Annotated in this window: 27 protein-coding genes and 1 riboswitch; of the genes, 13 read left to right on the forward strand and 14 right to left on the reverse strand. The window is 61.5% G+C overall.

Features of this window, described 5'->3' with window-relative positions:
* Window positions 1-13: 13 nt before the first annotated feature.
* The 3 genes from CFter6_RS23400 to CFter6_RS23410 form a co-directional block, all read right to left on the reverse strand.
* Window positions 14-361, reverse strand: coding sequence for a low molecular weight protein tyrosine phosphatase family protein (locus CFter6_RS23400; RefSeq protein WP_061541934.1), 348 nt, complete (start codon window positions 359-361; stop codon window positions 14-16).
* A gap of 104 nt (window positions 362-465) precedes the next feature.
* Window positions 466-861: a PIN domain-containing protein gene (locus tag CFter6_RS23405; protein WP_061541935.1), complete on the reverse strand. Its 396-nt coding sequence runs from the start codon at window positions 859-861 to the stop codon at window positions 466-468.
* Window positions 858-1,100, reverse strand: a complete 243-nt coding sequence (locus CFter6_RS23410; protein ID WP_061541936.1) for an AbrB/MazE/SpoVT family DNA-binding domain-containing protein — start codon at window positions 1,098-1,100, stop codon at window positions 858-860. The genes CFter6_RS23405 and CFter6_RS23410 overlap by 4 nt, the downstream gene beginning before the upstream one ends.
* 124 nt (window positions 1,101-1,224) lie before the next feature.
* On the opposite strand from CFter6_RS23410, the gene CFter6_RS23415 reads away from it, so the two are divergent.
* The gene (locus tag CFter6_RS23415; protein WP_061541937.1) at window positions 1,225-1,941 is read left to right on the forward strand and encodes a pseudouridine synthase; all 717 of its coding nucleotides are present in this window, start codon (window positions 1,225-1,227) and stop codon (window positions 1,939-1,941) included.
* Between the two features lie 60 nt (window positions 1,942-2,001).
* Here the strand turns inward: CFter6_RS23415 and argB are convergent, their stop codons facing one another.
* Complete coding sequence (gene argB / locus CFter6_RS23420; protein ID WP_014008176.1) at window positions 2,002-2,904, reverse strand: acetylglutamate kinase; 903 nt, start codon at window positions 2,902-2,904, stop codon at window positions 2,002-2,004.
* A 251-nt stretch (window positions 2,905-3,155) separates the two neighbouring features.
* On the opposite strand from argB, the gene CFter6_RS26100 reads away from it, so the two are divergent.
* Window positions 3,156-3,344, forward strand: coding sequence for a cysteine-rich CWC family protein (locus CFter6_RS26100; protein ID WP_061541938.1), 189 nt, complete (start codon window positions 3,156-3,158; stop codon window positions 3,342-3,344).
* Window positions 3,345-3,354: 10 nt separating this feature from the next.
* Here the strand turns inward: CFter6_RS26100 and CFter6_RS23430 are convergent, their stop codons facing one another.
* The 3 genes from CFter6_RS23430 to CFter6_RS23440 are packed head-to-tail and all read right to left on the reverse strand — an operon-like array spanning window position 3,355 to window position 5,667.
* Window positions 3,355-4,050 carry an SPOR domain-containing protein gene (locus CFter6_RS23430; RefSeq protein ID WP_061541939.1) on the reverse strand — a complete coding sequence of 232 codons (696 nt, stop codon included), beginning with the start codon at window positions 4,048-4,050 and terminating at the stop codon, window positions 3,355-3,357.
* Window positions 4,051-4,053: 3 nt separating this feature from the next.
* The gene (locus CFter6_RS23435; protein ID WP_061541940.1) at window positions 4,054-4,824 is read right to left on the reverse strand and encodes a type III pantothenate kinase; all 771 of its coding nucleotides are present in this window, start codon (window positions 4,822-4,824) and stop codon (window positions 4,054-4,056) included.
* 3 nt (window positions 4,825-4,827) lie between these two features.
* Window positions 4,828-5,667: a biotin--[acetyl-CoA-carboxylase] ligase gene (locus tag CFter6_RS23440; protein ID WP_061542547.1), complete on the reverse strand. Its 840-nt coding sequence runs from the start codon at window positions 5,665-5,667 to the stop codon at window positions 4,828-4,830.
* A 242-nt stretch (window positions 5,668-5,909) separates the two neighbouring features.
* Between CFter6_RS23440 and CFter6_RS23445 the strand changes: the two genes are divergently transcribed.
* From CFter6_RS23445 to CFter6_RS23480, 8 genes are all read left to right on the forward strand, one after another.
* Window positions 5,910-7,034, forward strand: coding sequence for an MlaE family ABC transporter permease (locus tag CFter6_RS23445; protein WP_061541941.1), 1,125 nt, complete (start codon window positions 5,910-5,912; stop codon window positions 7,032-7,034).
* Window positions 7,034-7,816 carry an ABC transporter ATP-binding protein gene (locus tag CFter6_RS23450; protein WP_061541942.1) on the forward strand — a complete coding sequence of 261 codons (783 nt, stop codon included), beginning with the start codon at window positions 7,034-7,036 and terminating at the stop codon, window positions 7,814-7,816. The genes CFter6_RS23445 and CFter6_RS23450 overlap by 1 nt, the downstream gene beginning before the upstream one ends.
* A gap of 27 nt (window positions 7,817-7,843) precedes the next feature.
* On the forward strand, window positions 7,844-8,791 hold the full coding sequence (locus tag CFter6_RS23455; RefSeq protein WP_061541943.1) for an MlaD family protein: 948 nt from the start codon (window positions 7,844-7,846) through the stop codon (window positions 8,789-8,791).
* Window positions 8,792-8,845: 54 nt separating this feature from the next.
* Window positions 8,846-9,448, forward strand: coding sequence for an ABC-type transport auxiliary lipoprotein family protein (locus CFter6_RS23460; RefSeq protein WP_061541944.1), 603 nt, complete (start codon window positions 8,846-8,848; stop codon window positions 9,446-9,448).
* Window positions 9,448-10,617 carry a VanZ family protein gene (locus CFter6_RS23465; protein WP_061541945.1) on the forward strand — a complete coding sequence of 390 codons (1,170 nt, stop codon included), beginning with the start codon at window positions 9,448-9,450 and terminating at the stop codon, window positions 10,615-10,617. The genes CFter6_RS23460 and CFter6_RS23465 overlap by 1 nt, the downstream gene beginning before the upstream one ends.
* Before the next feature lie 74 nt (window positions 10,618-10,691).
* Window positions 10,692-11,012 (forward strand): (2Fe-2S) ferredoxin domain-containing protein, encoded by a 321-nt coding sequence (locus tag CFter6_RS23470; protein WP_041742684.1) that lies wholly within the window; start codon window positions 10,692-10,694, stop codon window positions 11,010-11,012.
* Window positions 11,013-11,054: 42 nt separating this feature from the next.
* Window positions 11,055-11,690: an alpha/beta hydrolase gene (locus CFter6_RS23475; protein WP_061541946.1), complete on the forward strand. Its 636-nt coding sequence runs from the start codon at window positions 11,055-11,057 to the stop codon at window positions 11,688-11,690.
* A 235-nt stretch (window positions 11,691-11,925) separates the two neighbouring features.
* The gene (locus CFter6_RS23480) at window positions 11,926-13,071 is read left to right on the forward strand and encodes a D-alanyl-D-alanine carboxypeptidase family protein (protein WP_061541947.1); all 1,146 of its coding nucleotides are present in this window, start codon (window positions 11,926-11,928) and stop codon (window positions 13,069-13,071) included.
* Between the two features lie 73 nt (window positions 13,072-13,144).
* Here the strand turns inward: CFter6_RS23480 and CFter6_RS23485 are convergent, their stop codons facing one another.
* The 5 genes from CFter6_RS23485 to CFter6_RS23505 form a co-directional block, all read right to left on the reverse strand.
* The gene (locus tag CFter6_RS23485; RefSeq protein ID WP_236904461.1) at window positions 13,145-14,188 is read right to left on the reverse strand and encodes a 5'-methylthioadenosine/S-adenosylhomocysteine nucleosidase; all 1,044 of its coding nucleotides are present in this window, start codon (window positions 14,186-14,188) and stop codon (window positions 13,145-13,147) included.
* Between the two features lie 36 nt (window positions 14,189-14,224).
* A complete protein-coding gene (locus CFter6_RS23490) occupies window positions 14,225-14,773 on the reverse strand; it encodes a CcdC protein domain-containing protein (protein ID WP_061541949.1) in 549 nt (182 codons plus the stop codon).
* A gap of 68 nt (window positions 14,774-14,841) precedes the next feature.
* Window positions 14,842-18,462 carry an ATP-binding protein gene (locus CFter6_RS23495; RefSeq protein WP_061541950.1) on the reverse strand — a complete coding sequence of 1,207 codons (3,621 nt, stop codon included), beginning with the start codon at window positions 18,460-18,462 and terminating at the stop codon, window positions 14,842-14,844.
* Window positions 18,459-19,172, reverse strand: coding sequence for a DUF4194 domain-containing protein (locus CFter6_RS23500; protein WP_082814955.1), 714 nt, complete (start codon window positions 19,170-19,172; stop codon window positions 18,459-18,461). Before CFter6_RS23500 ends, CFter6_RS23495 begins: the two co-directional genes overlap by 4 nt.
* Window positions 19,159-20,604 carry a Wadjet anti-phage system protein JetA family protein gene (locus CFter6_RS23505; RefSeq protein ID WP_061541951.1) on the reverse strand — a complete coding sequence of 482 codons (1,446 nt, stop codon included), beginning with the start codon at window positions 20,602-20,604 and terminating at the stop codon, window positions 19,159-19,161. Before CFter6_RS23505 ends, CFter6_RS23500 begins: the two co-directional genes overlap by 14 nt.
* 350 nt (window positions 20,605-20,954) lie before the next feature.
* Here CFter6_RS23505 and CFter6_RS23510 point away from each other — a divergent pair, with 350 nt between their 5' ends.
* Window positions 20,955-21,971 (forward strand): DUF2804 domain-containing protein, encoded by a 1,017-nt coding sequence (locus CFter6_RS23510; protein ID WP_236904462.1) that lies wholly within the window; start codon window positions 20,955-20,957, stop codon window positions 21,969-21,971.
* Between the two features lie 119 nt (window positions 21,972-22,090).
* Entirely contained in the window at window positions 22,091-23,341 is a 1,251-nt protein-coding gene (locus tag CFter6_RS23515; protein ID WP_061541952.1) for an Hsp70 family protein, read from the forward strand.
* Window positions 23,342-23,354: 13 nt separating this feature from the next.
* On the opposite strand, the gene CFter6_RS23520 is transcribed toward CFter6_RS23515, so the two are convergent.
* A complete protein-coding gene (locus CFter6_RS23520; protein ID WP_061541953.1) occupies window positions 23,355-24,614 on the reverse strand; it encodes a voltage-gated chloride channel family protein in 1,260 nt (419 codons plus the stop codon).
* 75 nt (window positions 24,615-24,689) lie between these two features.
* Window positions 24,690-24,788: riboswitch (Fluoride riboswitch) on the reverse strand.
* Window positions 24,789-24,823: 35 nt separating this feature from the next.
* On the reverse strand, window positions 24,824-25,735 hold the full coding sequence (locus CFter6_RS23525; protein ID WP_061541954.1) for a LysR family transcriptional regulator: 912 nt from the start codon (window positions 25,733-25,735) through the stop codon (window positions 24,824-24,826).
* 182 nt (window positions 25,736-25,917) lie between these two features.
* Between CFter6_RS23525 and CFter6_RS23530 the strand changes: the two genes are divergently transcribed.
* Window positions 25,918-26,301, forward strand: a complete 384-nt coding sequence (locus tag CFter6_RS23530) for a DoxX family protein (protein WP_061541955.1) — start codon at window positions 25,918-25,920, stop codon at window positions 26,299-26,301.
* Window positions 26,302-26,312: the final 11 nt, after the last annotated feature.

Raw genomic sequence — 26,312 nt, forward strand, 5'->3', positions numbered from 1 at the left:
TTCCGATGCCAATCTAATCTTGCGGCGGACCGCCCTGGTCCGCCAGCAGGTGAGCGACCACATCGGTCAACTGCTCGACCAGCTCCGGATCCATGTACTGGTATTCGTCCGGGATATCCAGTACGTGGATGGTTTTGTGTTCCAGCAGTCGCCCGAACTCGGCGACGATGCGGTTCTTGTGCTTTTTCTCCATCACAAAGATCACATCGGCCCAGCTGATGTCGCCGGCGCTGATTTTCCTGCGCGCATTCGGGCTGGTTCCGGCCGAACGCGCCTGTATCCCGGGCTGGCCGCGCCATACCTGCTCGCCTGTCGGGCTGCGCCACTGGTTGCGGCTGCAGACAAAGAGTAATTTAGTCATTTACCGGTTTGCTGTTTTATTTGTAGGCGGATGTGTTTGAGCCGCAGCCAGCGCCTGCTGTGCATGCTTTTTCACGCAGGCGCAGACACGGAACGACTCTCGGCTCACCCGACAAGCCGCATGCCGGCGCTCTTGGCAGCCTTGCTGTCCAAAGTCGCCGTATGCAGGCAACCGGCATCATCGGCCGAACGTTCGATGAGGCAATCTGCAAAATCTGCGTTTGACCGTGCGTAGACATGCAGCGCCCTTAAGACAATTTCTGCATTTTCGACTTTGAGTGTCCGCACGCGCAGCAATTTTTCCAATATGGCGACGACTTCGTCTTTTGTCGCCTGGTAGCATCCCTGCATTACCCATACCAGCTCCACCAAAGCGACCACGCTGATAAATCCTTGGTCAGCATCGGAAAGCGATTCGATTAATGCCGTCGCCTTGGGCGACTGCTTGGGATCGTCTTGTGCGACATAACGCACCAGGATGTTGGTATCCAGGCCGATCATCGTTTGCCGGCGCCGCGCTGCGCAATGACTTGGTTCATTTGTTCGATACTGACCGGAGCAACGGGTTTGCGCAGCATTCCCTTCAGGGACTGCACGGCTTCAGTGGCTGCAACAAACGCATATTGTCCCTTCTCGATTTCCACAAATTCAACCCGGCTTCCGGTATCCAGGCCGAGCGCGGCCCGCACCGCGGCAGGTATCGTGATCTGACCTTTCGAAGTCACGGTAGCGGTAGACATAGAAGTCCTTTCAAATTCATTATTCCTTACTTTATAGTAAGGAGAATAAAAAATCAAGATTGCCGGCAAGCCAAGTGGGAACACCGCCCTTCCCGTCGCCACGCTGTTCTGCTACATTGCCGCCATGCCTAAACTGACCTTAGACCGTATCCTGCAATCGCAGGGTTTCGGCAGCCGAAAATATTGCCGTGAGTTAATTGAAGACGGCGAAGTCGTCATCAACGGCGCCGCCGTCACCGACTACAAGTCCACGCCCGACACCGACGGCCTGGTGTTCACCCTGTTCGAAGAGGAATGGACCTACCGCGAACACGTCTATATCGTGCTCAACAAGCCGGCCGATATCGAATGCTCGCGCAAACCCAGCCACCACCCCGGAGTGCTGAGCATCCTGCCGGAGCAGTTCAGCTGGCGCGACGTGCAGCCGGTCGGGCGGCTCGATCACGACACCACCGGCCTGCTGCTGATGTCGGACGACGGCAGCTTCATCCATGCCCAGTCGTCGCCCAAGCGGCATGTGCCGAAGCTGTATGTCGCCACTACCCACGATCCGGTCACCGAAGAACTGGTGCAAAGCCTGCTGGCCGGCGTCAAGCTGCATGACGAGCCGCAAACTCTGGCGGCCGTCAGCTGCCGCGTGCTGGGCACGCATGAAATCGAGATAGTCCTGGAACAGGGTAAATACCACCAGGTCAAGCGCATGCTGGTCGCGGCCGGCAACCATTGCTCGGCCTTGCGCCGCACCGCCATCGGCGGCCTGACGCTGGAAGCGCTGGAGCTGGAACTGGGAGAATGGTGCTACCTGGAGCCGGAGCACCTGGCTTTGCTGGTGCCGAGCTAAGACGTAAAAAAAGCGCAGGGCCTGAGCCTTGCGCTTCCTGTTTCCGGTTGTCACCGCAGCTTAGTGCGAACGGATCATGGTGCCGAACGCCTGTTCGGTCAGCACTTCCAGCAGCAGCGAATGCTCGATCCGGCCATCGATGATGTGCACGGTATTGACGCCCGACTTGGCCGCATCCAGGGCCGACGAAATCTTCGGCAGCATGCCGCCGGAGATGGTGCCGTCCTTGAACATTTCATCGATTTCACGGGCCGACAGGTCAGTCACCAGGTTGCCTTGCTTATCTTGCACGCCAGCAATATTAGTCATCATGATCAGCTTTTCCGCATGCAGGATCTCGGCGATCTTGCCGGCCACGACGTCGGCGTTGATGTTGTAGGCCTGGCCGTCGGCGCCAAAGCCGATCGGCGAAATGATCGGGATGAAGGCGTCATCCTGCAAGGCTTTGACCACCGCAGGATTGATCGCTTCGATCTCGCCGACAAAACCGATGTCGAGGAATTCGCCCGGCTTTTCGCGGTCCGGCATGCGATATTTGCGGGCCCGGATCAGGCCGCCGTCCTTGCCGGTCAGGCCGACTGCCTGGCCGCCGTAGTGATTGATCAGCATCACGATATCCTGCTGCACTTCACCGCCCAGCACCCATTCCACCACTTCCATGGTTTCTTCGTCGGTGATGCGCATGCCTTGCACGAAAGTGCCCTGCTTGCCGATTTTCTTCAGGGCGTTGTCGATTTGCGGGCCGCCGCCATGCACCACCACCGGGTTCATGCCGACCAGCTTGAGCAGGATCACGTCGCGCGCGAAACCGTGCTTCAGACGCTCTTCGGTCATGGCGTTGCCGCCGTATTTGACGACAATGGTTTTACCGTGGAACTGACGGATATACGGTAACGCCTCGGCCAGAATTTCAGCTTTGATTCCTGGGGCAACGTTGGCAAGATCGTTGGTCAAATCGGCCATGGACAGTCCTACAAGAGAGGTTTCTGAGCTTGTCAGAAGAGAATAAAAAGGTGCAAAGACTGCAACTCGATGGAGTTAAAAATCGCTGCGCGATGGATCAGCGCGATTTTACATGGAAAAGCGCCCGCTTAGGTACGGCAGGCAAGCCAATAATATTGCGGTGTTGCGTAGCGATGTTGTGTGGCTATATCAATGCCGGGAAGATGGTTATCATGGGGCCGATTTACCACCGTATTCAAAGGATAAGCAGAATGGCGCAATGCCCCGCCTGCCGGCAGCAGTTTTCCTGCGGCGCCGGCCAGCATCCGGACCAGCCTTGCTGGTGCAGCCGCCTGCCGCCGCTGGCCAGCGCCAAACCTGCGGCAACGGAGTGTTATTGCCCGGATTGCCTGCAGCGCTTGCTGCGGCAGGAACAGACCGGAGAAAAACCAGCGTCTTAAAGACTAAGGACTAAGGACAGCTGCGCACTTCCTGCGCAGGGAAATCCAGCTTGATCTTGTCGAAGGCAAGCCGGTTGTCGCCGCCGAGGTCGCGCAGCTGGAACGCTACCTTGCTGGAACTGACGCTGCGCGCGCCGACCTTGGCGCCGCTCAGGCCGCGCTTGGCCAGGCTGGCGACCTGCTTTTGCGCGGCTTCGTCGGTTTTGAAAATGCCCAGGGAAATGCCATAACGCAGCGGGCTCGAATCCTGGATCACGAAAAAATCGCTGATTCCCAGCCGGCGCACCTCGTCGGCCTTGGCGTCGGCCGCTTCCTTGCTGCCCAGCGACGGCAGATACACCATATGGCTGGCCACTTCCTGGGTTTCGCGGCGGACAAACTTGACGGCCGGCATGCGCTCCGCCAGCTGGCTCGAAAAGCGCCGCGCTTCGGCCGCGCTGAAATTGCCGACTTCGGTGCAAGCCACCGGCGCCAGGTCGGCCGCGGTGGCCGCCATGGCGGCCGGCGCCAGCGCAGCGCTGGCGAGCGAGGCCGCCGCAGCCGGAGCATTCTCGGCCGCAGTCATCCTGATCTTGTCCGGCTGCAGCTGCCTGCCGATGCGTGCCGGCTCCCTGCCGTCGCTGTAGAGCGCGCCGAGATAGCCTTTTTGCATGGCAAACAAGGCGGCATTCGCCAATAACAACAGCCAGAAAATTATTTTCAACATAGCTTAAATAGTTGCCGCGGCAGTTTGTAGACCGATCAATACCAGATTATCAACTGTTTCGTGCGCTATGGACAGATAGGGCGCAATCAGCGCCGCCGAACCGCCGGCCACCACGCATAGTACGTGCGCCCCCGGCGCTTGCCTGCCGAGCAGGCCAAACGCCCGTTCGATGGCGCCGACCTGAGCATTGATGCAGCCGCTGATGATGGCGTCGTCGGTATTGTCGGCAAACAGCGTGTTGACTTGCACATGGTCCGTAATATGCGGCAGCTGGGCGGTGCTGCGCGCCAGCGAAGTCGCCATCAGTCCCAGCCCCGGCAAGATCATGCCACCGGTAAATACGCCGTCGGCGCTGACTGCGTCGATCGTGGTGGCGGTGCCGCAGGTGGCGACCAGCAGGGCCTGCTGCGGAAACAGCCGTTGCGCGCCCAGCGCCGCGGCAAAGCGGTCGCAACCGAGTTGCGCCGGATCGCGATAAGCATTGCGCAGGCCGGCCAGTTGCGGCGGCGAGACAAACCAGTGCGGCCGCACGGCGGCGCCGAAAACCGTCTCCAGCAGCGTCTGTAAACGCTCCTGTATATGCTCGCCGGCAACGTTCGAAATCAGTATGCGCGTCACCGCCAGCTTGCGCCAGCGTTCGCTCAGCGCCACCAGCTCGCCATGTGCCGCCGAACCGCTTTCCAGCCAAGCGCCGGCCAGCTCGCCCGTCACCGGCAAGGCTGTAAGCGCCCATTTGATGCGGGTATTGCCGACATCGATCAACAGCATGGCCATGGTTCAGCCTTCCTTCGGACGCAATGAAATATCGCCGGCCATGATCGCAATCGGATTGCTGCTGCCGTCCGTTTGCAGCAGCAGGCGTCCGATCTGGTCGATGCCCAGCGCCTTGCCTTCGTGCAGTGTCTTGCCCTGGTCCAGGATAGCTACCTGCTGGCCGGCAAACGCATGCAGCCGGTTCCAGCGTTCGACAAAAGCCGGCAGGCCTTCGCTTTCGAATTGCCACATGTTTTGCGCCAGCCCGCTCAGCAATGCGCCGAGCAGCAAGTCGCGGTCCTGCGCTGCCGCCGCCGGCAGATTGGCGGTGCGGCGTCCGATCTGTTCTTGCAATTTCTCCGGTATGGAAAGATTGATGCCGATACCGATCACCGCCCACAGCTGCTGGTCCGGCGCGGTCGCGGTTTCGATCAGGATGCCGGCCAGCTTGCGGCCGCCCTGCAACACGTCGTTCGGCCATTTCAGCTGGACCTCGACACCAAAGTCGGCCAGGGTCTCGGCAATCGTCACGCCCACCGCCAGCGGCAAACCGACCAGCGCCTGCAGCGGCGAGGCAAACGGCCAGGCCAGTGAAAACGTCAGCGCCGCCGCCGGCGCCGTCAGCCAGGCGCGGCCGGCGCGGCCGCGGCCGGCGGTCTGCGTCAACGCCACCAGCAAGGTCGGTGCGCGCAGCGCGTCTTTGCCGCTGGCGGCGACGCGCGCCAGCAGATCGGCATTGGTCGATCCGGTTTCGGCGACTACTTCGATCAGGCATTGCTCGGCGTGATGGCCGGCAAAAGCGGCGATGCGGGCAGCGGATAACTGGCTCGCGGGCGAAATTGGTGCAATAAATTGTGCGGTCATGCCGCGCATTGTAGCGGGAGTAACAGGAAAAAGCGGGAAAAATGCTGGCGAAATGCAACTCGCAACGCATGGAATTGCCTATGTAAACACAATAAAAAACAACGACATGGCTAATCCGTATGGCATATTCCTTTAGAAACCGTTAAATCGCCTGCGCCGCTGCTGCTTGCAGCCTGGCTTTATCACTACTTTCAATCATTACTGTCATAGTGTGGAAAGCAATTCTCCCTTAAACTGATGCGATGCCGAACCCAGATTCCACTACTCCTGTTCTTGATCTCAAAGATGGCAGCCTGGTAGCCGCCCGCGGCAACTGGCAGGTACATGCCTTGACCCAGCCGGGAGTGATCAAGGCGCTGCAGGCCAAGCTGAAAAACCTGGCCAGGCAAAACGACGCGCTGCGCTGGGACCTGTCGGAGATCGGCACGCTGGATCATATCGGCGCGCAATTCCTGTGGAACGCATGGGGCAAGACCCGCCCCAAACAACTGACCGTGGCGCCGCAGCACCGCGATTTTTTCCAGCGCCTGGCCAGCGCCGGCACCCTGGCCTTGCCGCCCAAACCGCCGCGCCGCCGCCTGTTCAACGTGATCTACGACAAGGGCGTCGATATATTTGAGCACGTGGCCGGTTTCATCACCCTGCTGGGGCAGCTGGTGCTGGATTTCCTGCGCATGGTGCAAGCGCCGCAGCGCGCACCATGGAAGGAGATTTCCGCCAATGTCTACCACGTCGGTTACCAGGCTTTGGGTATCACCGCACTGGTCGGTTTCCTGATCGGCGTGGTGCTGTCGTTTTTGTCGGCACAGCAATTGCACACCTTCGGCGGCGACATCTACCTGGTCAATATCCTCGGCATGAGCATCATCCGCGAACTGGGGCCGCTGCTGGCGGCGATCCTGGTGGCCGGCCGTTCCGGTTCGGCCATCACCGCGCAGCTGGGCGTGATGCGCGTCACCGAAGAACTCGACGCCATGCTGGTGATGGGTTTGCCGCACGGTTTCCGCCTGATCTTGCCGCGCGTGCTGGCCTTGCTGGTAGCGATGCCCTTGCTGGTAATCTGGACCGATGCGATTGCCTTGCTGGGCGGCATGGTCGCCGCGCAGTTGCAGCTGGGTTTGTCGCCGACTTATTTCCTGCAGCAGCTGCCGAATGCGGTGCCGCTACCCAACTACCTGATCGGCCTCGGCAAAGGCGCGGTGTTCGGCGGCCTGATTGCGATGGTGGCCTGTTATTTCGGCCTGCGCATCGAGCCTAATACGGAAAGCCTGGGACACGGCACCACCACTTCGGTGGTGACCGCGATTACCATCGTGATCGTGGCCGATGCGGTGTTTGCGATCATTTTCAGCGGCGTGGGATTCTGATGGCCGAATACACGCCCAAACCCACACCCGTCATCGAGATCGACAAGCTCTGGACCCAGTTCGGCCAGGCGGTGATCCACCAGGACCTGGACCTGCGCATAGACGCCGGCGAGATCGTCGGCCTGGTAGGCGGCTCCGGCTCCGGCAAGACCACGCTGGTGCGGCAGATATTGGGGCTGAACCGGCCAACCAAGGGCAAGGTGACAGTGTTCGGCACCGATATCAGCCAGGCCGATGTCGATCAGATGTATGCGCTGCAAAACCGCTGGGGCATGCTGTTCCAGCAGGGCGCCCTGTTTTCGGCGCTGACTGTGCTCGACAACGTGGCCTTGCCGATGCGCGAGCTGCGTGCCCTGCCGGACCAGCTGATCAGGGACGCCGCCTTGCTCAAGCTGCAGATGGCCGGCATCGGCCCCGAACATGCGCTGAAGATGCCGTCCGACCTGTCCGGCGGCATGATCAAGCGGGTGGCGCTGGCGCGCGCGCTGGCGCTGGAACCGGAACTGCTGTTCCTGGATGAACCAACCGCCGGCCTCGATCCGGCCTCGTCGGCGGCGTTCATCGAGCTGATCCGATCGCTGCACAAGGACATGCGCCTGACCGTGGTGATGATCACCCACGACCTGGAACCGCTGCTGGCGCTGTCGACCAAGATCGCGGTGCTGGCAGACAAGCACGTAATCGCCTACGACACACCGGAGCGCGTGATGAAGGTGCGCCATCCGTTCATCGAATCATTTTTTCTTACTGCTAACCGTTATGAGCATGAAACTTGCGGATAAATGCAGAAAGCGTAGATAGGAAGTCTTATGGAAAATAAAGCCCATGCCCTGATCGCCGGTTTGTTCACGGTGGCCTTGCTGATCGCGGCGCTGTTCGGCGTCATGTGGTTCAACAGCGACCGGGTGGAACGGATTCCTTACGAGATCGCCACCAAGCTGTCGGTGCCGGGACTCAACCCGCAAGCCGATGTACGTTACCGCGGCCTGGACGCCGGCAAGGTCGACACCATCACCTTCGATCCCAAGTCGCCGGGGCAGATCCTGATCAAGATCAAGATCAACCCGGACACGCCGATGACGCAATCCACCTTCGCTACCCTGGGTTACCAGGGCGTGACCGGGATCGCCTACATCCAGCTCGACGACGACGGCAGCAAGCCGCTCAAGCTCGACAGCAGCAAGCAGCACCTGGCGCGCATAGAACTGCGCCCCAGCCTGTTCGACAACCTGCAGACCAAGGGCGCGCTGATCCTGTCGCGTGCCAACGAGATGGTGGACAAGCTCAACGGCCTGCTGGATCCGGAGAACCAGAAAACCATGGTGAAAGCGTTCAGCGACGTCAGCAAGACCGTCAATGAATACCAGGGCATCCCGCAGCAGCTGCAGCCGACACTGAAGCAGCTGCCGGCCCTGACCGGCCAGCTGAACCAGACGCTGGCCTCGGTCACGGCGCTGTCGAATAACATGATGGTGCTCAGCAAGAACCTGAATACCTTGACCGCCAGCCTGCAAGGGCCGGACGGCGCTGTCGCCAACCTGGCCGGGGCGGTGCAGAATATCGGCTCGGTCGCCAACGGCGTCGAATACGATACGCTGCCGCGCTTCAATGTGCTGACCACCGAAGCGCGTTCGTCGATGCGCAACCTGAACCAGACCATGGACCATTTCAACCAGCAGCCGCAAAGCATCCTGTTCGGCAGCAAGCCGCTGCCTCCGGGTCCTGGCGAAGCCGGTTTTGTAGCTCCAGGCAAATAAACACACGCGCGACAGAGAGAACACCCTGTCGCCAACCGATTAAAGGCACATGCCATGACCGCTCTCCTGAAAACCCTGTCGTCCTTCCTTGCGATTGCCCTGGTCGCCGGCTGCGCCAGCAAGATCGACGCGCCGACCCAATACGACCTGGGCCTGCTGCCGCCGGCAACTGCAATCGCGGCGCCGACCTTGCCGGCGGTCAGCCTGGCCGACGTCAATGCGCCAGCCTGGCTGGACAACAACATGATGTATTTCCGCCTGGCCTACGCCAACCAGCTGCAGCCGCGGCCATACGCCGGCAGCCGCTGGACCATGCCGCCGGCGCAGCTGTTCCAGCAGCGCCTGAAATCGCGCCTGGCGCAGGCCGGCGGCACGGTGCTGGCGCTGTCGGACGCTGCGCTCAACATTCCGGTGCTGCGCATCGACATGGATGATTTCACGCAAACCTTCGATACGCCGTCGCACAGCCTGGCGACGCTGCAGGTGCGGGCCTCGCTGTTCAACGGCCGCACGCTGCTGGCGCAAAAGAGCTTCAGCCGCCAGGCGGCTACACCCAGTGCCGACGCCGCCGGCGCCGCCAGCGCTTTTGTGGCGGCCAACGATGGCGTGATCGATGACCTGATGGGCTGGCTGGCGACAGTGGCGCCGAAAAAATAATGACGCAGCAAGCAATCCCGACAACCTCCTCGGCCGCGTCCTCGTTCGCCCGCGTCAGCCTGCTGATTTACCTGCTGCTGATCGTCTACGCCAGCTGGTATCCGTTCACCGGCTGGCGCGATCTCGGCCTGACCGCGTTTGCCTACCTGGACACGCCGCTACCGCACTACTGGACCGTGTTCGACGTCTGGACCAATATCGCCGGCTACCTGCCTCTGGGCATGCTGATGGTGCTGTCCTTGCCGCGTTCGCGCCGCTGGTCGCCGTATTGGGCGGTATTGCTGGCCACGCTGGCCGGGATCCTGATCTCCGGCAGCATGGAAGCGGTGCAGACCTTCCTGCCGACCCGCGTCGCCTCCAACCTCGATCTGATGACCAACAGCGCCGGCGCCCTGCTCGGCGCTGTGCTGGGCGTGATCCTGCGGCCGCGCTTCGGCCCCGACAGCCGCTTGCTGCAGCTGCGCGAACACTGGTTCAACCGTGAAGCCAGCCAAGGCATGGTGGTGGTGGCGCTATGGCCGCTGGCGCAGATTTATCCGCTCAGCCACCTGTTCGGCTTCGGCCAGTTCACTTCCATGCTGTCGACCTGGCTGTCGGATTCCCTGGAGCAGCCTATCGACTTGCAAGCCTGGCTGACCAACGATATCCAGTTCAGCGCCGACCAGTACTGGCTGACCGAGACCATCATCACCGCCTGCGGCCTGACCGGCGCCGCCCTGACTTTCCTGATCCTGCTGCGCCAGCATGCGCCGAAACTGCCGCTGACCCTGCTGCTGGTGTTTGTCACGCTGATGATCAAGATCCTGGCGACGGCGCTGCTGTTCGCGCCCGACAACGCCTTCGTCTGGCTGACCCCGGGTTCGTTCGGCGGCCTGCTGATCGGCGGCCTCATGCTGAGCGGCCTGGCGTATGCGCCGCAGCTGGCGCAACGGCGCCTGGCCGGGCTGACCCTGGCGATATCTTTATTGCTGGTCAATGTCATGCCGGACAATCCGTATTACACCGAAACCGTGCAGACCTGGTCGCAAGGGAAATTCCTGAACTTCAACGGCGTCGCCCAGTTCCTGGCCTTGCTGTGGCCGTTCTGCACGCTCTGGTTCCTGTTCCATCCCATGCACAGGCGGCGCAGCAAGGCGGCACAGCGGCAGGCGCAACGCGACTCGCGCTAGCGCCGTTCCTGAAATCAAAATGCCGGCGGTGTATGATTCCCGTCTGTATTGGTCAACTATTCCAGAATCCTGCCATGAGCGATAAGCCGTTTTACGAACACCACGTATTTTTTTGCCTGAACCAGCGCGAACCGGGCGAACGCGTCTGCTGCGCCAACGCCGGCGCGCAGGCTGCGCAGGAACATGCCAAGCGCCGCGTCAAGCAGCTCGGCCTGGCCGGCGAAGGCAAGGTACGGATCAACAAGGCCGGCTGCCTCGAGCGCTGCGAAGAGGGACCGGCGCTGGTGATTTATCCGGAGGGCGTCTGGTATACCTACGTCGACAATGAAGATATCGACGAAATCATCGATGTCCATATCGTCGGCGGCAAGATTGTCGAACGCCTGAAAATCTAAGCAGCACGCATTCCGTCACCATCACTCAGAATCATCAATGCAATGAATGCCCAAACGCTTCCCTTTTTCATCGCCGGCGCGGTCGGCCAGCTCGAATGTGCACTAGACCTGCCGGATCCCGCAATCTTCGCCGCGCCGCGCGGCCTGGCGCTAGTGGCCCATCCCCATCCGCTGTTCGGCGGCACCATGGACAACAAGGTGGTGCATACGCTGGCGCGCGGCTTCCTGGCGCTGGGATATGTCACGGTGCGCATGAATTTCCGCGGCGTCGGCAAATCCGAAGGTACGCATGACGAAGGCCGCGGCGAGACCGACGACATGGCCCTGCTGCTGGCCCACATGCGCCGGCAATATCCCGACCTGCCGCTGACGCTGGGCGGATTTTCGTTCGGTACCTTCGTGCAGGCGCAATTGCAGCAGCGCCTGGAGGCGGCCGGAGCGCCGGCCGAACGGCTGGTGCTGGTCGGTACAGCTGCCGGCAAGTGGCCCATGCCGACCGTGCCGGCCAACAGCATCCTGATCCACGGCGAACTGGACGATACGATTCCGCTCAGCGCGGTATTCGAATGGGCGCGCCCGCAGGACATCCCGGTGATCGTGATTCCCGGCGCCGATCATTTTTTTCACCGCCGGCTGCAACATATCAAGAATCTCATGGTCGAAATGTGGCGTCGCTGACAGACCGTGGTTTAAGCGCTGAACAAGCAAACTCGAAGCAGGCTCGTTTAGCGTTTAAGCCGTCCGGGGAGGCGGTGGCGCTATAATTCTGTCGGCATGGTTGTTTGCGGTTGTTTGCTTGCCGCCTCCGCTTACGCATTTTTCAACCCCTTACGCAGATAAAGTTGCTCATCGTCCACACTCGTTGTTCACATGATGCAAGTTTGTTGCTACTGATTTCATTACTCGAAACTCCATGAAAAAAATACTCGCGGCGCTCGCTGCCACTGTCCTCTCCATATCCGTAGCCTTTGCCCAGACATTGCCGCCGCCGACAGTGGCCGCCAAATCGTGGCTGCTGCTCGACACCACCAGTAACCAGGTAGTGGCGTCGCAAGATCCGGACATGCGCATCGAACCGGCTTCGCTGGCCAAGATCATGACCGCCTATGTGGTCTTTGATGCGCTCAAGGACAAGAAAATCACCCTCGACCAGATGGTCAATGTTTCGGTACGCGCCTGGAAGGTCGATCCCAGCAGCTCCAAGATGTTCATCGAACCGAATACGCCGGTCTCCATCAACGACCTGCTGTACGGCCTGATGGTGGTGTCGGGCAACGACGCCGCGGTGGCGCTGGCGGAAGCCGTGGCCGGTACCGAAGATTCCTTCGTCGCGCTGATGAACCACGAAGCCGAACGCATGGGCATGAAATCGACGCACTTCGGCAATCCGCACGGCTTGCCGAGCGCAGACACCTACTCGACCGCGCGCGACCTGGCGACGCTGGCGGCCCACGTGATCGTCGACTTCCCCGAGTTCTACAAGATCGACTCGACCAAGAAATACACCTACAACAAGATCACCCAGCCTAACCGCAACCGCCTGCTGTGGCTGGATCCGACCGTCGACGGCATGAAGACCGGCCACACCAGCAGCGCCGGCTATTCCATCATCGCCAGCGCCAAGCGCCCGAATGCAGGCGGCGACCGCCGTTTGCTGGCGGTCGTGATCGGCACCAATTCCGACGGCACCCGCACCCAGGAAGCGCAAAAGCTGCTGAACTGGGGCTTCCAGAACTTCGACGCAGTCAAGCTGTATGCCAAGGGCCAGGCCATCGATACGCCGCAAGTCTGGAAAGGCGCCAAGAGCCAGATCAAGATCGGCTTCACGCATGACGTCTACGTGACCGTGCCGAAGGGCATCGCCGACAAGATCAAGCCGGTGCTGGAACGCACCGATCCGCTGATCGCGCCGATCCAGCAGAATGCCAAGGTCGGCACCGTCAAGGTGAACGCCGACGGCAAGACCATTGCCGAGTTCCCGGTAGTGGCGCTGGAAGACGTGAACCAGGCCACCATCTTCGGCCGCGCCTGGGATTCGATCCGCTTGCTGTTCAAATAAACGCGATGGCCCCGACGGGGGGCTTGAACAAAAAAAGACAGCCGCGGCTGTCTTTTTTTATGGGGAAAACAGCTCAACGCCGGTTGCGGCGGCTCCAGGCTTCCAGGAAAGCCAGCGTCACATTCGCCTCGTTGGTTTCCGCCAGGCCGCTGCCGAAGAAAGCGCCGACATCCTTGAAATCATTGCCTCCGGCCAGGTCCGACAAGCTGCGGAAAGCGATAAAAGGAACGCGGTTGGCGTAAGCCACCTGGGCAAAAGCAGCGGTTTCCATATCCACCACCTGCGCCTGCAGGTTATCGAACAGATAGGCCCGGTAACCGGGATTGGCCAGGAAAGCGCTGCCGGAAACACCACGGCCGCCAACCCGCAACTCAGGCTGGACACTGACGCACAACGATGGATTTTTCGGACCGCATTTCGCCAGCGCCGGTTTCAGGGTACGGACCAGCGCCAGCATTTCGGGATCTGCCTGGAACTCGAAGCGGAATTCGCCTTGCGGCGCATTGGTCGCGTTCATCACGAAATTGTCGCGCATGAACAGTCCGCTGCTGACCGGACCGCTGGGCGTATCGAACTTGAAATCCGGGCGCGGCTTGCCGTTGTCAGCCGCCAGCTTGACGCCCAGGCAGCTGACGTCGCCAGCCGCGCCGCACGGCGCAGGCAGGCTGCCGTCACCGTTCCAGTAGACTTCCATCGGCATCGCCCAGCTCTCAGGTACGGTGACATCGCCGACATGGCTGGACGGATCGACGCCGCCGGCGATGCCGCTCATCAGAAGGCGTTCGACACGGAAATGATCCATCATCAGCTGCGTCACCATGGTGGCGTTCACCAGGCTGACGCCGCTCAGCACTATCACCACCTGGTTGCCGCGCAGTTCACCTGTAGTAAACCGGTTGCCGTTGATTTTCCAGTCACGCTTTTTCTGCGTCTGTTCCAGCAGGATATCGGCCTCGGCGCCGAACGCCGAGACGATGCCGATGCGTGGTTTGCATTCGCTCAGGCAATGGCTCTTCGCCAGCGGCGCCGCGCCGGCGGTCGTCATCAAGGCGGCGCCGGCCAGTACGGCGCAAACGGTCTGGCGCAGCATTTTTAATACAGGAACAGGAGCAGACAAGGGCTTTCCTTTCATTTGGCAAAAAGGGTCGGTGGATCAGGTATTTTCCGGTCCCGCGGCAGGCGCGGCATTGCCCGGCCTGAGGCCATGGCGCCAGCGCAGCAGGCCGATAGCGTAGGTGACATAGTAGGCTGCCAGGATGCCGAAGATCAGCAGGGTCAGCGGGCTGCTGGAAAACTGGCTCGGGGTCCAGACCTGCGGCCCGGGCGCCAGGTAGAACTGGGCCAGGCGATAGACGATGCGGCCGACGAACAGCAACGACAGCGCGATGCCCAGGTGGGCGCTGGGCGTGTAGAACAGGCCCTCAGGCGTTTGTTCGAATCTGGTGAGGCGATGGCCGTAAATACCCAGCCCGATACCCAAGGCGATGCCGCCGGCGATCGCCGCCAGATGATCCGCATGCGCCAGGGAAGCAAAGGACAGCATGCCCATCAGCCAGGTAAACAGGCAGATGGTGATCCACGGCCTCACATTCGACAGCTTCTGCCGGCCGACCATGCGCCGGATCCGGGAATACAGGCGCCAGACTACCAGCGCGGCGATGCCGAGCGACACAAACAGGGAGGGATGAGCGGGAATTGCCATGAGCTTTTCTCCAAGGTAGCCGATCGCGCCAGTCTAACCCAGTTTAATGTCAGGGTAATTACCCTCGTTCAGGCAGCCTGCTCGGCCGCCTCGAAATTGATCTGCGCCTGCTCGCGCACCTGGGCTCGCCGCAATTCCCACAGTTCGCGCAGCTTGTCCGAGCGCAGTTCGCGTTCGTCCGATTCCGAAACAAACCCGACTTCACCGTTGCCATCCGCCACCGTCCGGCTGAAGCTCCATTCGCGCGAAAATTCCGGCTTGATGGCGCCGGCATGTTTGGTCGGCATGGCGCAGATCAGTTGCATGCCGAGATTGTCACGCAGGAATTTCAAGACATCGCGAGCGCGCCCTTCATCCATCTTGGCAAATGATTCGTCGTTGACCAGCAGGTGCAGGCTGTTGCCCTTCTCGAAGCGTTTGAGGCGGTTGGTGACAACCGCGGCGTGAATGATGTAAGCCGGCGTCTCCAGCTGGCCGCCGGAACCGGTGCCCCATTCAGACAAGCGGACATGAGACCCGGTATCCGACTCCTTGTAGATTTCGTAGCGACGGTAGTTGCGGTAGTCGGCAACCCGCTGCAATTCCTTGACCGCCTTGTCTTCGTCGTCGGACAGCAGCAATTGCACCAGCCGGTCACGCACCTGGCAGTTGTCCACGCTCAAGACCGGATCGGCAAACAGATTGCCGGCTTCCTGCGTATCCGCCATCTCGGAAGTGGCGCAGAAGAAATCGTAATAAGCCTTGAATTCCGGCACCCATTCCGACCAGTCGATGCGGAATTTGTCGGTGCCGAACTTGAGTTTGTCGAGTTCGGTATTAAGCGTCTTCAAGGTACGCACGCCGGTATCGACGGCGTTGCGGATTTCGTAGCAGAACTGCTTGGTGAATACATCGTTGAACGAAGCTTCGGCGGTGCGCAGCTGCTCCAGGTTCTTGATCAGGCCGATATCTTTCTGCCGCGTCAGCTGGGCGCGGGTACGTTCCTGCAAAGTCACCATCAGCGCATACAAAGGCGTGAAATCGCCGTCGCGCAGATCGTCGCCCTGGGTCACTTCAAAGCGTTCGTCGATACGCGCATGGGCGTGATATTCGCCCAGGGCGTTGCGCGCATCGCCGTATAGCTGCCAGCTCAACGCCGTCTGTTTGGCGACATTATTCGATGCCTGCGACTGCGAATAAGTGCCCTCATCGACCCAGGCCGCGACTGCGTCCGTCAGCGCGGTGAAAGACAGGCTGCCGTTGACAATGCACAGGTCGCGCAGTTTTTCGGTATCGCTGTCGACCCGCGCCTGTTTGGCTCCCATGCCGAAATGCAGGCGCGTCAGCGCAGCCTGATGGCCTTGTATGGCTTTTTCATGGCCGCCGATATTCTTGCTGCAAGCCGTCTTGCGCGCTTCCAGGGCGGCGATTTCGATGCCCAAGGCTTCGGCTTCATCTTCCAGTTTGCTGACCTGGGTCAGGTCGAGCCGGCTCAGGTCCTGGCGGGCAGCGTCGAGCTCGCGCACCAGGTTCTCCAGTTCGTCGATTGCGGCAAACGACGGGCATTGCAATTGCCCCATCAAGGCCAGCGCGCCCTGCAGCTCGCGCAACTGGGTGCGCACCTGGGTCAGTTCGCGTTCGGCCTGTGCATGCTCCTGTTCGGCGCGCTGCTTGGCGAGACGCTTGGCTTCCTGGCCGAACACCAGCAGGTCGGTGTCGGCGGTGAACATGGTGCGCGAGCCGCTGCCCTTGCCATCCCTGGTCAGACCGCGCGAGGCATGGCGCAGGGCCTCGGTATCGGCGACCTTGACCACCTGGCCGAACTGGTCGTGCAGGTAGGCATGGGCAATCGGGTGCTCGGTGCTGAGTTCGTGCACGATCGAGTCGCTGGGGGTTCTTTCCACTTTCAGGTTTTTCAGGCAAAAACTGCCCTGGATCACATTGGCGCGCAGTTTTTTCTGCCGCACGAAATCGATGGCCTTGCCTTCCCATGCCTGGTCGACCACCAGGTTGAAACGGGCGCCGCCCAGGTAACCTTCGATTGCCGGCTGCCATTCCGCCGAGACGGGTTCTACCAGGTCGCACAGCACCTGGGCGCGCGCGGCTGCCAGCTCGGCACGGAATTCTTTCAGGGCATGGCGGATATGCTGCGGATAATCGGCGCCGCCTTCGGCCAGGTTGGCTTTGCGCGAAGCGGCGTCTTTTTCGTGGCGCAAGGCGTCATGCTCGGCGGCGCGCAGCTGCGCAATCTGCGTATGCAAGGCCGAGACGAAACTATGCTCGGTGCCGGCCAGCGCGCCATGCAGTTTGCCGAGGGCGGCATCAACACCTTCAAAGTCGTTGACCAGCATCAGCGATTTCAGCACGTCCACTTCTTCGGACCTGGCCAGTTCGCCTATGCTGCGCAAATGGCTAGCAAGGTCCAGCGTGCCGGCCGCCGACAGCGCCAACACTACCTGGCGGGCGGCGTCGGCAATTTCCTTCTGCTCCGGCGGAATCTGCATGCCGGCCACATTGCGCGCCGCGCTTTCCAGCTGCTGGGCGGCCAGCGCATTGTGCTGCAGCGAACCGAACACCGTCTTGATCTTGCCGTCGTTCTGTTCGATCTGGTTCTGGATCCTCGATTTTTGTTCAGCAGCCGGGATGCCCATCATCTGCGCGTGGATCTGCGTCAGGCTGCGGTTCTTGGCGCCGCGGTCCTGCTCCAGCTTATCGGCGCTTTCGGTTTCATCGCTGATCAGCGCCTGCAATCCCTCGATGGCCGAGGTTGCGGCTTCCAGCTGGCGCTGGTCTTCGCGCAAGGCCAGCGACGACACCAGCAGTTGCGACTGGCTGGCGGACTGGTGTGCGCGCGCGGTATCGCCGACGGCTGTGCCGAGCAGCTCCAGGCGCTTGACGTTGTCGCTCAGGCGCTCGCCTTCTTTGCGCAATTCGTTGACCTGGCGCATCAGCTTGCTGATCTGGCCGATACGCTGCGACAGCTGGCTGGTGTCGAGTTCCAGGATCTGGTGCTTGACCAGGTCGTCGACGCTGCCGATAGGTTTGTGGGCGATCGACTGGCTCCAGGCCCGGGCGGCGCTCTCGGCTTCGGCGAAGGAGACGGTTTTCTGGCCGCGGAAACGGCCGTACAACTGGCACAGGTATTCGCGCTTGCTATCGCGGAAATTGGTGATGCCGCGGTATTTCCCGGCCAGGTGGTGCTCGATCTTTTCCACCGCCACCACCGCCATGGCGCCGTCGATCTCGGTCGACGTCAGGTCGCCCAGCTGTAATGCGGCGCCATCGATGATCAGCAAGGCCAGCCGCTCCGACACCGCCTGGCGCCGTTCGCCGGCGCCGTCGACGCGGGCCGAAGCCGCCACCAGCGCGGTGAATTCGCGCCCCTCTTCGCCCTCGCTCGGCTTGAATACCGCGGCGATATAGCCGTGCGCGCCATTGGGACGGGCGAACAGGTTATCCTCGGCGCCGACGATGTAAGACCACAAAGTGCGCTTGGTCTTGCCGTTGCGCGCGCCCTGGGTGGTCTCATCCTGGCCCGGGTTGTAGCTGAAAATATTCTGGTACACCGCCGTCATGACGGTTTGCAAGGCGTCCAGCATGGTCGATTTGCCGGAACCGGTGGGGCCGGTCAGCAAAGTCATGTTGCCCATCGGGTATTCCTGCGAGCGCAAGGCGCCCCAGTTCACCAGGATCAGTTTGTCCAGCTTCATTCGATATTTCCTTCAATGCTTTCTTCTGCCACGGCTTGCAGGTCGGCCGCCTCTGTCTCGGCGCCGGCCGGCAGCGGCTCCGACTCCAATGCGGCTTCCAGCATGTCGTCGCTGATGATGCCCAGGATGGTCGGCCGGATCGCCAACAGGGCGTCTTCATCGTCCATGGAAAAATTCGCCGCCAGCCGGATCAGGCGATGGCGCTTGAGATCGTTGAGCAAGCGTTGCCGTTCGATATTGGTTGGCGGCAGCGCGCGCTTCAGCTGCGTCTGCAGCGTGGCCGACAATTCCTCGAAGCGCGTCAGCACCTCGCCGGCATCGGTCAGGCGGCTACCGCCTTCGGACAAACCTTGCTGGTACTGGAAACGCAGCGCCAGCGCCGCCGCGACAAAATCCGGCGACAGCCGGGCGCGCAAACCCGGCACCGGTTCCAGCCCGTCTTCCGGCAAACCCGGCACTTCGGCGCCAGGTGCATACAGACGGAAGAATTCACCCTTGAGGTTGTGCTCAAGGCGGAAGCCGCCGAGCTGGAAATAATCGCCCAGGCAGGTTTCGATGCGGCGCGCATCGTCGTACAGGCGCTGCTCGACGCCGTCTTCTTCGCGCAGCACGATGCCGGCCGCGAACAGGCGTCCGACGATTTCGCGGAAACGTTCCAGCGACAAGCTCTGCAGCGCCAGCTGCTGGTTCAGTGTTTCATTCAGGGTCATGTTTCATCTCGATCTGGTAATCGTCGCCGGCATAAAACTCGTTCCAGAGCTTGCTCGGCAGTTTCTGCACGGTGAGCCGGTCGTCGCGCGCGCCGCGCACGGCTTCCACCACTTGCATGTTGTTGAGGACGTCGGTGGTGGTCGCCGCCGGCAGGGTCGACAGCCGGATCGGCCGGTCGCGCAGACGCAGTTCGGCGCGGATACGGTGCACGATGTCGTCGTTGGACAAGGCGAAGGCATCGGCTTCGGCGCGGTACATGGCCGCCGCCAGCCGGGCGTCGCGCGTCACTTTCGGCTGCGCTGTCACCGTCAGGGCCTTGCGCCGTTGCGAGGCGCTGCGCAGCTTGAAGCCGGCCGGATCGAGCAGGCGGATTTCCGCCGGCGCGATGGCGGCGCCGATGCGCTCCAGCAAGGCGTCCTGGGCCGCGCCGCCGAGCCTGGCGGTCTGGCTGATGGCCAGGCTGTAGGCTTGCCGGGTCTGGCCGCCGCGCAGCATCAGCGCCTGCTGCACGATGCTGGCGGCGCGCTGCATGTAGACGCTCATGGCCTTGATCAGCTCCGGATGTTTGGTGGTGCAAGCCGCTTCCACCATTTCTTCGATGCGGTCCAGCATCCATTCCAGCGTCGACGCTCCTTGCCGTTCCTGGCTGGCCCAGCGCGCGATGTCGTTGAGCTGGTCTTCCAGCGCCTGCGACTTGTCATGCTCCAGGCTGTGCAAGCGAGCGATCACGTCGCGGATCGCCTGCCGGTGCCGTTCGATGCTGTCGGCGGTGAGCTGTTTCTTGAATTCTTTCTCGAAACGGTCGAGGAATTCCATGAAACCGTCCCACGGCGTTTGCGAGGCTTCCAGCATCAGGCGCCGCACCAGTTCCTGGAAATAATCGACGCCTTCCGACAAATCGCTGATGACTTTTTCGGCATAGTCGTAGGCATCGATCAGATCATAGGCGTCGACATTGCGCAGCGCGGCGTTGAGTGCATTGCGGCAGCTGCGCACGTTGCGCTGGCGGGTGCGGGCGCTGCGCCGGTCTATGGCCCAGAACGCCTCGGCAAACAGCTTGCCGGCGCGCGTGAAACGATAGGCGGTGACCAGGCCGGCGCGGTCGCCGAAGGTTTCCAGCCAACCGTCCCTGAGCAAGGTGCGCAGCAGCGCGCTGCTGCTTTGCTGGTCGTCGGCGCCGGCGGGAATCAAATCGTCCTCGGCCAGCTCCATGTTCGCTGCCGCCTCTTCCTGCGCCAGCAAAACCTGGCGCGATTCCTGCACCACCGGCAGCAGCAGGTCGCGCAAGCCGTCGCGCGTCAGGTTCTGACCGTAGTCGGCGCTGGGACCATGCAGCCGCTCATACAGCGCGCGCACGCAAGCCACCACCACGCCGCGGTGCTTGCCGGCCAGCGGCCGGAAAAAATTAAGTCGGTCTGGTTCAAAAAACAATCGGGTTGCCTGCCTTGGTTACCAAAGTGCGTTACGTAAATGCGTTGTAAAAATGAAAATATATCGTGTATTGGCGCCTGGCGATATTGCCGGCGGCGTAATTGTATAAATTAAAGCCTAACCCGCCATTGTAATGGGTCACGCGAGCTATAACGAGCCGGTATCTTATACAGTGGACAGAAAGCCGGGCCGTCCGTAACATGCATTGCTAGAATGCAGCAGACATTCCCCGCCTATCCGCCAGGAGACACCGTGCCATCGAGCCGCCCCACCAGCCATCCCAGCATGACGATCCAGCGCAAACCAGGCGCCGGCGGCCCGGCAGCCTTGGCGATGCGGTGCCGCTTTCCATGATCCCCGTGTCCCTGCCCGCGGCTCCGGCCAATGTCATCGCTGCCGACGGCCAGCCTTGCATGGGACGTTATGCCGGCCAGACCGGGACCATCGACTGGTCGACCTTGGCCCCGCCCTATGCGCGTGGCAAGCTGTGGCGGCGCTTCCATCACAAACGCTGGCAGTACGTGGCGCTGTCGACGCCGCAGCTGCTGTGCGGCATCGCGATTGTCGACGTCGGCTGGACCAATACCGCTTTCGCCTATGTCTTCGACCGCCAGCAAGGCAAGCAGATCGCCGGTTTTTCGCAAGACGGCATACCGGGCCTGAGCGCCAGGGTCAGTGACCGGCCGGACGGCGCCAGCCGCTTCCATTGTTTCGGCAACCGCATCGACTACCAGCCGCCAGCCGCGGGCGATCAAAGCGGCGGCATGTACCAGCTCAGCGTGCAGTGCGAACAGTTCGAACTTGAGGCCGAATTCGACGCCGGCCAGGCTGCTCCTTTGTTCCTGGCCGTCGGGCCGATTGTGCACGGCTCGGTGCACGCTACCCAGAAATCGCCCGGCATGCCGCTCACCGGCGAAGTACGCGTGGGTGACGAACGCTTTGCGCTGGATGGCGGCGTCGCCAGCTTCGACTATTCCAACGGCCTGCTGGCGCGCAATACCGAATGGCGCTGGGCTTCGGCCCACGGCCTGGATATCGGCTTCAACCTGCAAGCCGGTTATTTCGGCAAGCAGGAAAACGTGCTGTGGCTGGACGGCCAGCTGCATGCTCTCGGCCACGTGCGCTTCGAGTACGACCTGGCGGCGCCACTGGCGCCCTGGCACATCTACACCGACGACGGCCTGCTCGACCTGCAATTCATGCCGGAAGGGGCGCGCCGCGAAAACAAGAACCTGCTGGTCGCCGCCACCCGCTATATCCAGCCGATAGGCAGTTTCAGCGGCTGGGTCAAACCGGAGCCCGGCGCCGCGCCGCGCCCGGTGGAACACCTGGTGGGCGTAACCGAGGAACATTTCTCGCGCTGGTGACATTGCCGCACACCAACACATCGATTCGCAATTTTCCAACACCCTGTCGTATTTCCCCTGCATCGCCAATATGTTTGGTATACCATTGCCGACCAATTTTTCATTTGTGAGGCATGGCAATGTCAAATGCTTGCGGCGTGGATTTCGGCACGTCTAATTCCACAGTTGGCTGGAGCAGGCCCGGACAAAACGCCTTGCTGCCGCTGGAAGACGGCAAAGTCACTTTGCCGTCGGTGGTGTTCTTCAACGCGGAAGACGACGCCTTCAGTTTCGGCCGCGCCGCCCTGAGCGCTTACCTGGCCGGTTACGAGGGACGCCTGATGCGTTCCCTGAAGAGCTTGCTCGGCTCCAGCCTGATCGATGCCCAGACCGAGGTCGGCGGCCGTGCGCTGCCGTTCCGCGCCCTGCTGACCCATTTCATCGCCGAACTGAAAACCCGCGCCGAACTCGCCGCCGGCAAAAATTTCCAGAGCGTGGTGCTGGGCCGCCCGGTATTTTTTGTCGACGACAACCCGGCCGCCGACCAGCGCGCCGAAGATACGCTGGCGGACATCGCCCGCTCGGTCGGCTTCCAGCACATCGCTTTCCAGTACGAACCTATCGCCGCCGCGTTCGACTATGAATCCAGCATCGAACGCGAAGAGCTGGTGCTGATCGCCGACATCGGCGGCGGCACTTCCGACTTTTCGCTGGTGCGCCTGTCGCCGCAGCGCGCCGCCAGCAGCGAACGGCGCGACGATATCCTGGCGACCGGCGGCGTGCACATCGGCGGCACCGATTTCGATAAATACCTGAGCCTGTCGAGCGTGATGCCGATGCTGGGACTGGGCAGCCGCCTGGTGAACAACAGCGAAGTGCCGTCCAGCTATTATTTCAACCTGGCGACCTGGCACACCATCAACCAGATCTACACGCGCAAGGCCTGGCTGCAGCTGAAAGACGTCCAGCGTGAAACTGTCGAACGCGAAAAATTCAGCCGTCTGCTAGACCTGGTTGAACAGCGCGCCGGCCACTGGCTGGCCTTGCAGGTGGAACAGGGCAAGATCGGTTTGTCCGACGCCGAAACAGTGCAGCTCAGCCTCGACCGTATCGCTCCCGGCCAGGCCTTGAGCCTGACGCGCCAGCAGTTCAACGACAGCATCGGACATTTGGTAAGTACGGTGGAAGATACCGTCGGCAACCTGCTGCGCGATGCCGGCGTGACGCCGGCGCAAGTCGATACGGTATTCTTTACCGGCGGCTCCAGCGGCGTGCAGCTGCTGCGCCACAAGATTGCGGCACTGGTGCCGTCGGCAAAAGCGGTGGAAGGCGACCTGTTCGGCAGCATCGGCGCCGGCCTGGCGCTGGATGCGGTACGCAAGTTCGGCTGATTCTACGCAGTCTCTATTCCATCCCGCTATCGGTTTTATCCGTCTTGCCGCCGCGTTTGCCATGGCCTATCCGCTGCGCATGATAAATCCCGGTATGGCCGGAAAACAGATAGCTGACGACACAGGCAATACCCGCCAGCACGCCGATCTCCGGCCCGAATAATTCGATCGCCATGATGGTCGACGCAATCGGCGTATTGGCGGCGCCGGCAAAAACCGCCACGAACCCCAGGCCGGCCAGCACCGGAACCGGCATCGCCAATAGCTGCGCCAGGGCGTTGCCGAGCGTAGCACCGATATAGAACAGCGGCGTCACTTCGCCACCCTTGAAACCGGAAGCCAGGGTCACCACCGTGAAAACGATCTTGCCGGCAAAGTCATACAGCGGCAGCGGTTTCTCGAAAGCCTCGACGATGGTCGGAATGCCCAAGCCAAGGTATTTATCCGTGCCGGGCAGCAAAGCCAGCAACAGCACGACCACGCCGCCGACGAACGGCCGCAGCGGCGGGAATTTGACGAGGCGCTTGACCAGGCGCGACAAACCGTGGGTCGCTTGCGCGAACACCATGCCGACCAGGCCGAACACGATGCCGGCCGCCAGCGTCGCGGCGAAGATCCCGATGCTGAAATGGGGCACGAGGGGAATCGCATAATGGGTATGGTGCACCCCCAGCAAAGCCGGCACCTGGTCGCTGATGATGGCGGCGATGAAACAAGGCAGGATGGCGTCGTAGCGCAGGCGGCCGATGGCCAGCACTTCCAGCCCGAACACGGCGCCGGCCAGCGGCGTGCCGAACACCGAAGCAAAACCGGCGCTGATGCCCGCCATCAGAAGGATGCGGCGTTCGTCCGGCCCCAGCCGGCCGATGCGGGTAACCATGTCGGCCAGGGCGCCGCCCATCTGCACCGCCGTGCCTTCGCGGCCGGCGGAACCGCCAAACAGGTGGGTAATCACGGTGCCCAGCAAGATCAGCGGCGCCATGCGCTTGGGCACGATGCGTTGGGGATCGTGGATTTCATCGATCAGCAAATTGTTGCCGCCTTCCACCGATTTTCCCAGCAGGTGATAAACCAGCCCCACCGCAAACCCCGCCAGCGGCAACAGCCACAACAGCCAGCGATGGGCGTTGCGGGTATCCGTAGCCCATTCCAGCGACAGCAGCAGCAGTGCCGACGCCAGGCCGGCCAGGGCGCCGACTGCCGATGCCAGTATCAGCCAGCGCGCGAGATACACCAGCATCAGCAGCTGTTCAGGGTAATTTGTTTTTTTCATGGATAAAGGCACTAGATTTGAAGGACTCAAACCTGGATGGCAAGGAAAGCGCGCGCGCCTACAAATCCCGTCCAGGAACTTGTAGGCATCATCAGCCGCGTCTGACCGGCGAACCCGCGAGGATTCAAGGCCAAAAGCGGCGGTTCAGGGAGGAATGCCATCTCCGAAGCAGTTGCCATTGTGCCGGACAGTCAGGCCTGGCGCAAGCCTCAGGCCGGATCGAAGCTGGTCAACTGCGCCAATGCATCTAGCCACCAGGCGAGAGCGGGTCCAACTTCACGATCCGGCCGGTACACGCATTGCATCGGCAGCGCCGCCCCTTCCGGCGGATGGCCGGCAGTCAGGATACGCACCAGCCGCCCGCTCGCCAGGTCATCGGCCACCACGTGCCGCGGCATGTAACCCCAGCCCATGCCGGCGCGCAGCAAAGCATGCTTGGTGCCAAGATCGCTCATACGCCAGGACAAGGAAGAATGCACCGAGAAATCCTGGTTGGCGGTGAGCGCGCTGCGGTCGCTCAGCACCAGTTGCACCTGCTGTTCCAGCACATGGCCGGGAATCCGGCCGCTGATCTGCGCCAGCGCATGGGCCGGCGCCGCCACGCCCACCAGCAGCACCGTCGGCAAGCTGATGCGCAGCAGATTGGGGGGAACGATGGGCAAGGTGCCCAGCACGCCAAGCATCGCCACGCCGTCCAGCACGCGCTCGGCGACCGAACCCAGCGCTTCGATCTCCAGGCGCACCGTAACGCCGGGAAAGACCAGCCGGAAATCCGCCAGCAAGGCCACCAGGGCCGAGGTCGGGAAAAACACATCCAGCGCCAGCGTGATCTCCAGCTCCTGGCCGTGCGCATAGGCGGAGGCGCGCGCCTGCAAGGCGTCGACCTGGTCCAGCACCTGGCGCGCATCGCGCAGCAGCTCGATGCCGGCCGCGGTCAGCTGCGGCCGGTAGCTGCCACGGTCAAACAGCGGCAGCCCAAGCTGGCTTTCCAATGTGCTGATCGCATAGCTGACCGCCGACTGGGCGCGCTTCAGCACCTTCGCCGCGGCCAGGAAGCTGCCGCTGTCGGCTACTTGGGCGAATACCCGCAATTGATCCAGCGACAGCCGTTCTATATTCATGGTGATTCACACTATATCCAATTATTGGATATAGATTATCTCAAGATTATCAATATCCAGCCAGGGACAACAGGCATAAGATGGTCTCGTTCGCTGCACCAGATACGCAATCATTAGCTGATACAGCGACTTGAAAGCAAATACTCACTTACATCAAACTCCTTTTAAAGACTGGAACCATCATGCAAATTTCGCCAACACTGTATCGCATCGGCCGGGTCCTGCTGGCTTCCCTGTTTGTCATTTCCGGCCTCCTGAAAATTACCGCGTTTTCCGGCGTGGTGGGCTACATGAGCAGCCTCGGCATCCCGTTCGCCACTTTCGCCGTACTGATCACCATCCTGGTCGAAGTCGGCGGCGGACTGGCCATCATGACCGGCTGGAATGCGCGCCCGGCGGCAATTATCGTGGCGCTGTTTACGGTCGGCGCTACCCTGTCGGCGCACCGTTTCTGGCAAGCCGATCCAGCCAGCATGCAAAACCAGCTGAATCATTTCCTGAAAAACATCTCGATCATCGGCGCCTTGCTGATGCTGGCGGCGGTCGATACGGATTCGAAAAAATAAACGCAACCTGC

Source organism: Collimonas fungivorans, from assembly GCF_001584145.1.
Classification (GTDB): Bacteria; Pseudomonadota; Gammaproteobacteria; order Burkholderiales; family Burkholderiaceae_D; genus Collimonas; species Collimonas fungivorans.

What these genes read in the sequence shown, in the direction of transcription:
- CFter6_RS23500 (WP_082814955.1), bottom strand. Translation starts at nt 19,172, where the DNA reads ATGACCCTGAATGAAACACTGAACCAGCAGCTGGCGCTGCAGAGCTTG.
- CFter6_RS23455 (WP_061541943.1), top strand. Translation starts at nt 7,844, where the DNA reads ATGGAAAATAAAGCCCATGCCCTGATCGCCGGTTTGTTCACGGTGGCC.
- CFter6_RS23490 (WP_061541949.1), bottom strand. Translation starts at nt 14,773, where the DNA reads ATGGCAATTCCCGCTCATCCCTCCCTGTTTGTGTCGCTCGGCATCGCC.
- CFter6_RS23525 (WP_061541954.1), bottom strand. Translation starts at nt 25,735, where the DNA reads ATGAATATAGAACGGCTGTCGCTGGATCAATTGCGGGTATTCGCCCAA.
- CFter6_RS23435 (WP_061541940.1), bottom strand. Translation starts at nt 4,824, where the DNA reads ATGGCCATGCTGTTGATCGATGTCGGCAATACCCGCATCAAATGGGCG.
- CFter6_RS23480 (WP_061541947.1), top strand. Translation starts at nt 11,926, where the DNA reads ATGAAAAAAATACTCGCGGCGCTCGCTGCCACTGTCCTCTCCATATCC.
- argB (WP_014008176.1), bottom strand. Translation starts at nt 2,904, where the DNA reads ATGGCCGATTTGACCAACGATCTTGCCAACGTTGCCCCAGGAATCAAA.
- CFter6_RS23440 (WP_061542547.1), bottom strand. Translation starts at nt 5,667, where the DNA reads ATGACCGCACAATTTATTGCACCAATTTCGCCCGCGAGCCAGTTATCC.
- CFter6_RS23460 (WP_061541944.1), top strand. Translation starts at nt 8,846, where the DNA reads ATGACCGCTCTCCTGAAAACCCTGTCGTCCTTCCTTGCGATTGCCCTG.
- CFter6_RS23495 (WP_061541950.1), bottom strand. Translation starts at nt 18,462, where the DNA reads ATGAAGCTGGACAAACTGATCCTGGTGAACTGGGGCGCCTTGCGCTCG.
- CFter6_RS23445 (WP_061541941.1), top strand. Translation starts at nt 5,910, where the DNA reads ATGCCGAACCCAGATTCCACTACTCCTGTTCTTGATCTCAAAGATGGC.
- CFter6_RS23400 (WP_061541934.1), bottom strand. Translation starts at nt 361, where the DNA reads ATGACTAAATTACTCTTTGTCTGCAGCCGCAACCAGTGGCGCAGCCCG.
- CFter6_RS23530 (WP_061541955.1), top strand. Translation starts at nt 25,918, where the DNA reads ATGCAAATTTCGCCAACACTGTATCGCATCGGCCGGGTCCTGCTGGCT.
- CFter6_RS23415 (WP_061541937.1), top strand. Translation starts at nt 1,225, where the DNA reads ATGCCTAAACTGACCTTAGACCGTATCCTGCAATCGCAGGGTTTCGGC.
- CFter6_RS26100 (WP_061541938.1), top strand. Translation starts at nt 3,156, where the DNA reads ATGGCGCAATGCCCCGCCTGCCGGCAGCAGTTTTCCTGCGGCGCCGGC.
- CFter6_RS23430 (WP_061541939.1), bottom strand. Translation starts at nt 4,050, where the DNA reads ATGTTGAAAATAATTTTCTGGCTGTTGTTATTGGCGAATGCCGCCTTG.
- CFter6_RS23465 (WP_061541945.1), top strand. Translation starts at nt 9,448, where the DNA reads ATGACGCAGCAAGCAATCCCGACAACCTCCTCGGCCGCGTCCTCGTTC.
- CFter6_RS23470 (WP_041742684.1), top strand. Translation starts at nt 10,692, where the DNA reads ATGAGCGATAAGCCGTTTTACGAACACCACGTATTTTTTTGCCTGAAC.
- CFter6_RS23410 (WP_061541936.1), bottom strand. Translation starts at nt 1,100, where the DNA reads ATGTCTACCGCTACCGTGACTTCGAAAGGTCAGATCACGATACCTGCC.
- CFter6_RS23510 (WP_236904462.1), top strand. Translation starts at nt 20,955, where the DNA reads ATGATCCCCGTGTCCCTGCCCGCGGCTCCGGCCAATGTCATCGCTGCC.
- CFter6_RS23475 (WP_061541946.1), top strand. Translation starts at nt 11,055, where the DNA reads ATGAATGCCCAAACGCTTCCCTTTTTCATCGCCGGCGCGGTCGGCCAG.
- CFter6_RS23450 (WP_061541942.1), top strand. Translation starts at nt 7,034, where the DNA reads ATGGCCGAATACACGCCCAAACCCACACCCGTCATCGAGATCGACAAG.
- CFter6_RS23520 (WP_061541953.1), bottom strand. Translation starts at nt 24,614, where the DNA reads ATGAAAAAAACAAATTACCCTGAACAGCTGCTGATGCTGGTGTATCTC.
- CFter6_RS23515 (WP_061541952.1), top strand. Translation starts at nt 22,091, where the DNA reads ATGTCAAATGCTTGCGGCGTGGATTTCGGCACGTCTAATTCCACAGTT.
- CFter6_RS23405 (WP_061541935.1), bottom strand. Translation starts at nt 861, where the DNA reads ATGATCGGCCTGGATACCAACATCCTGGTGCGTTATGTCGCACAAGAC.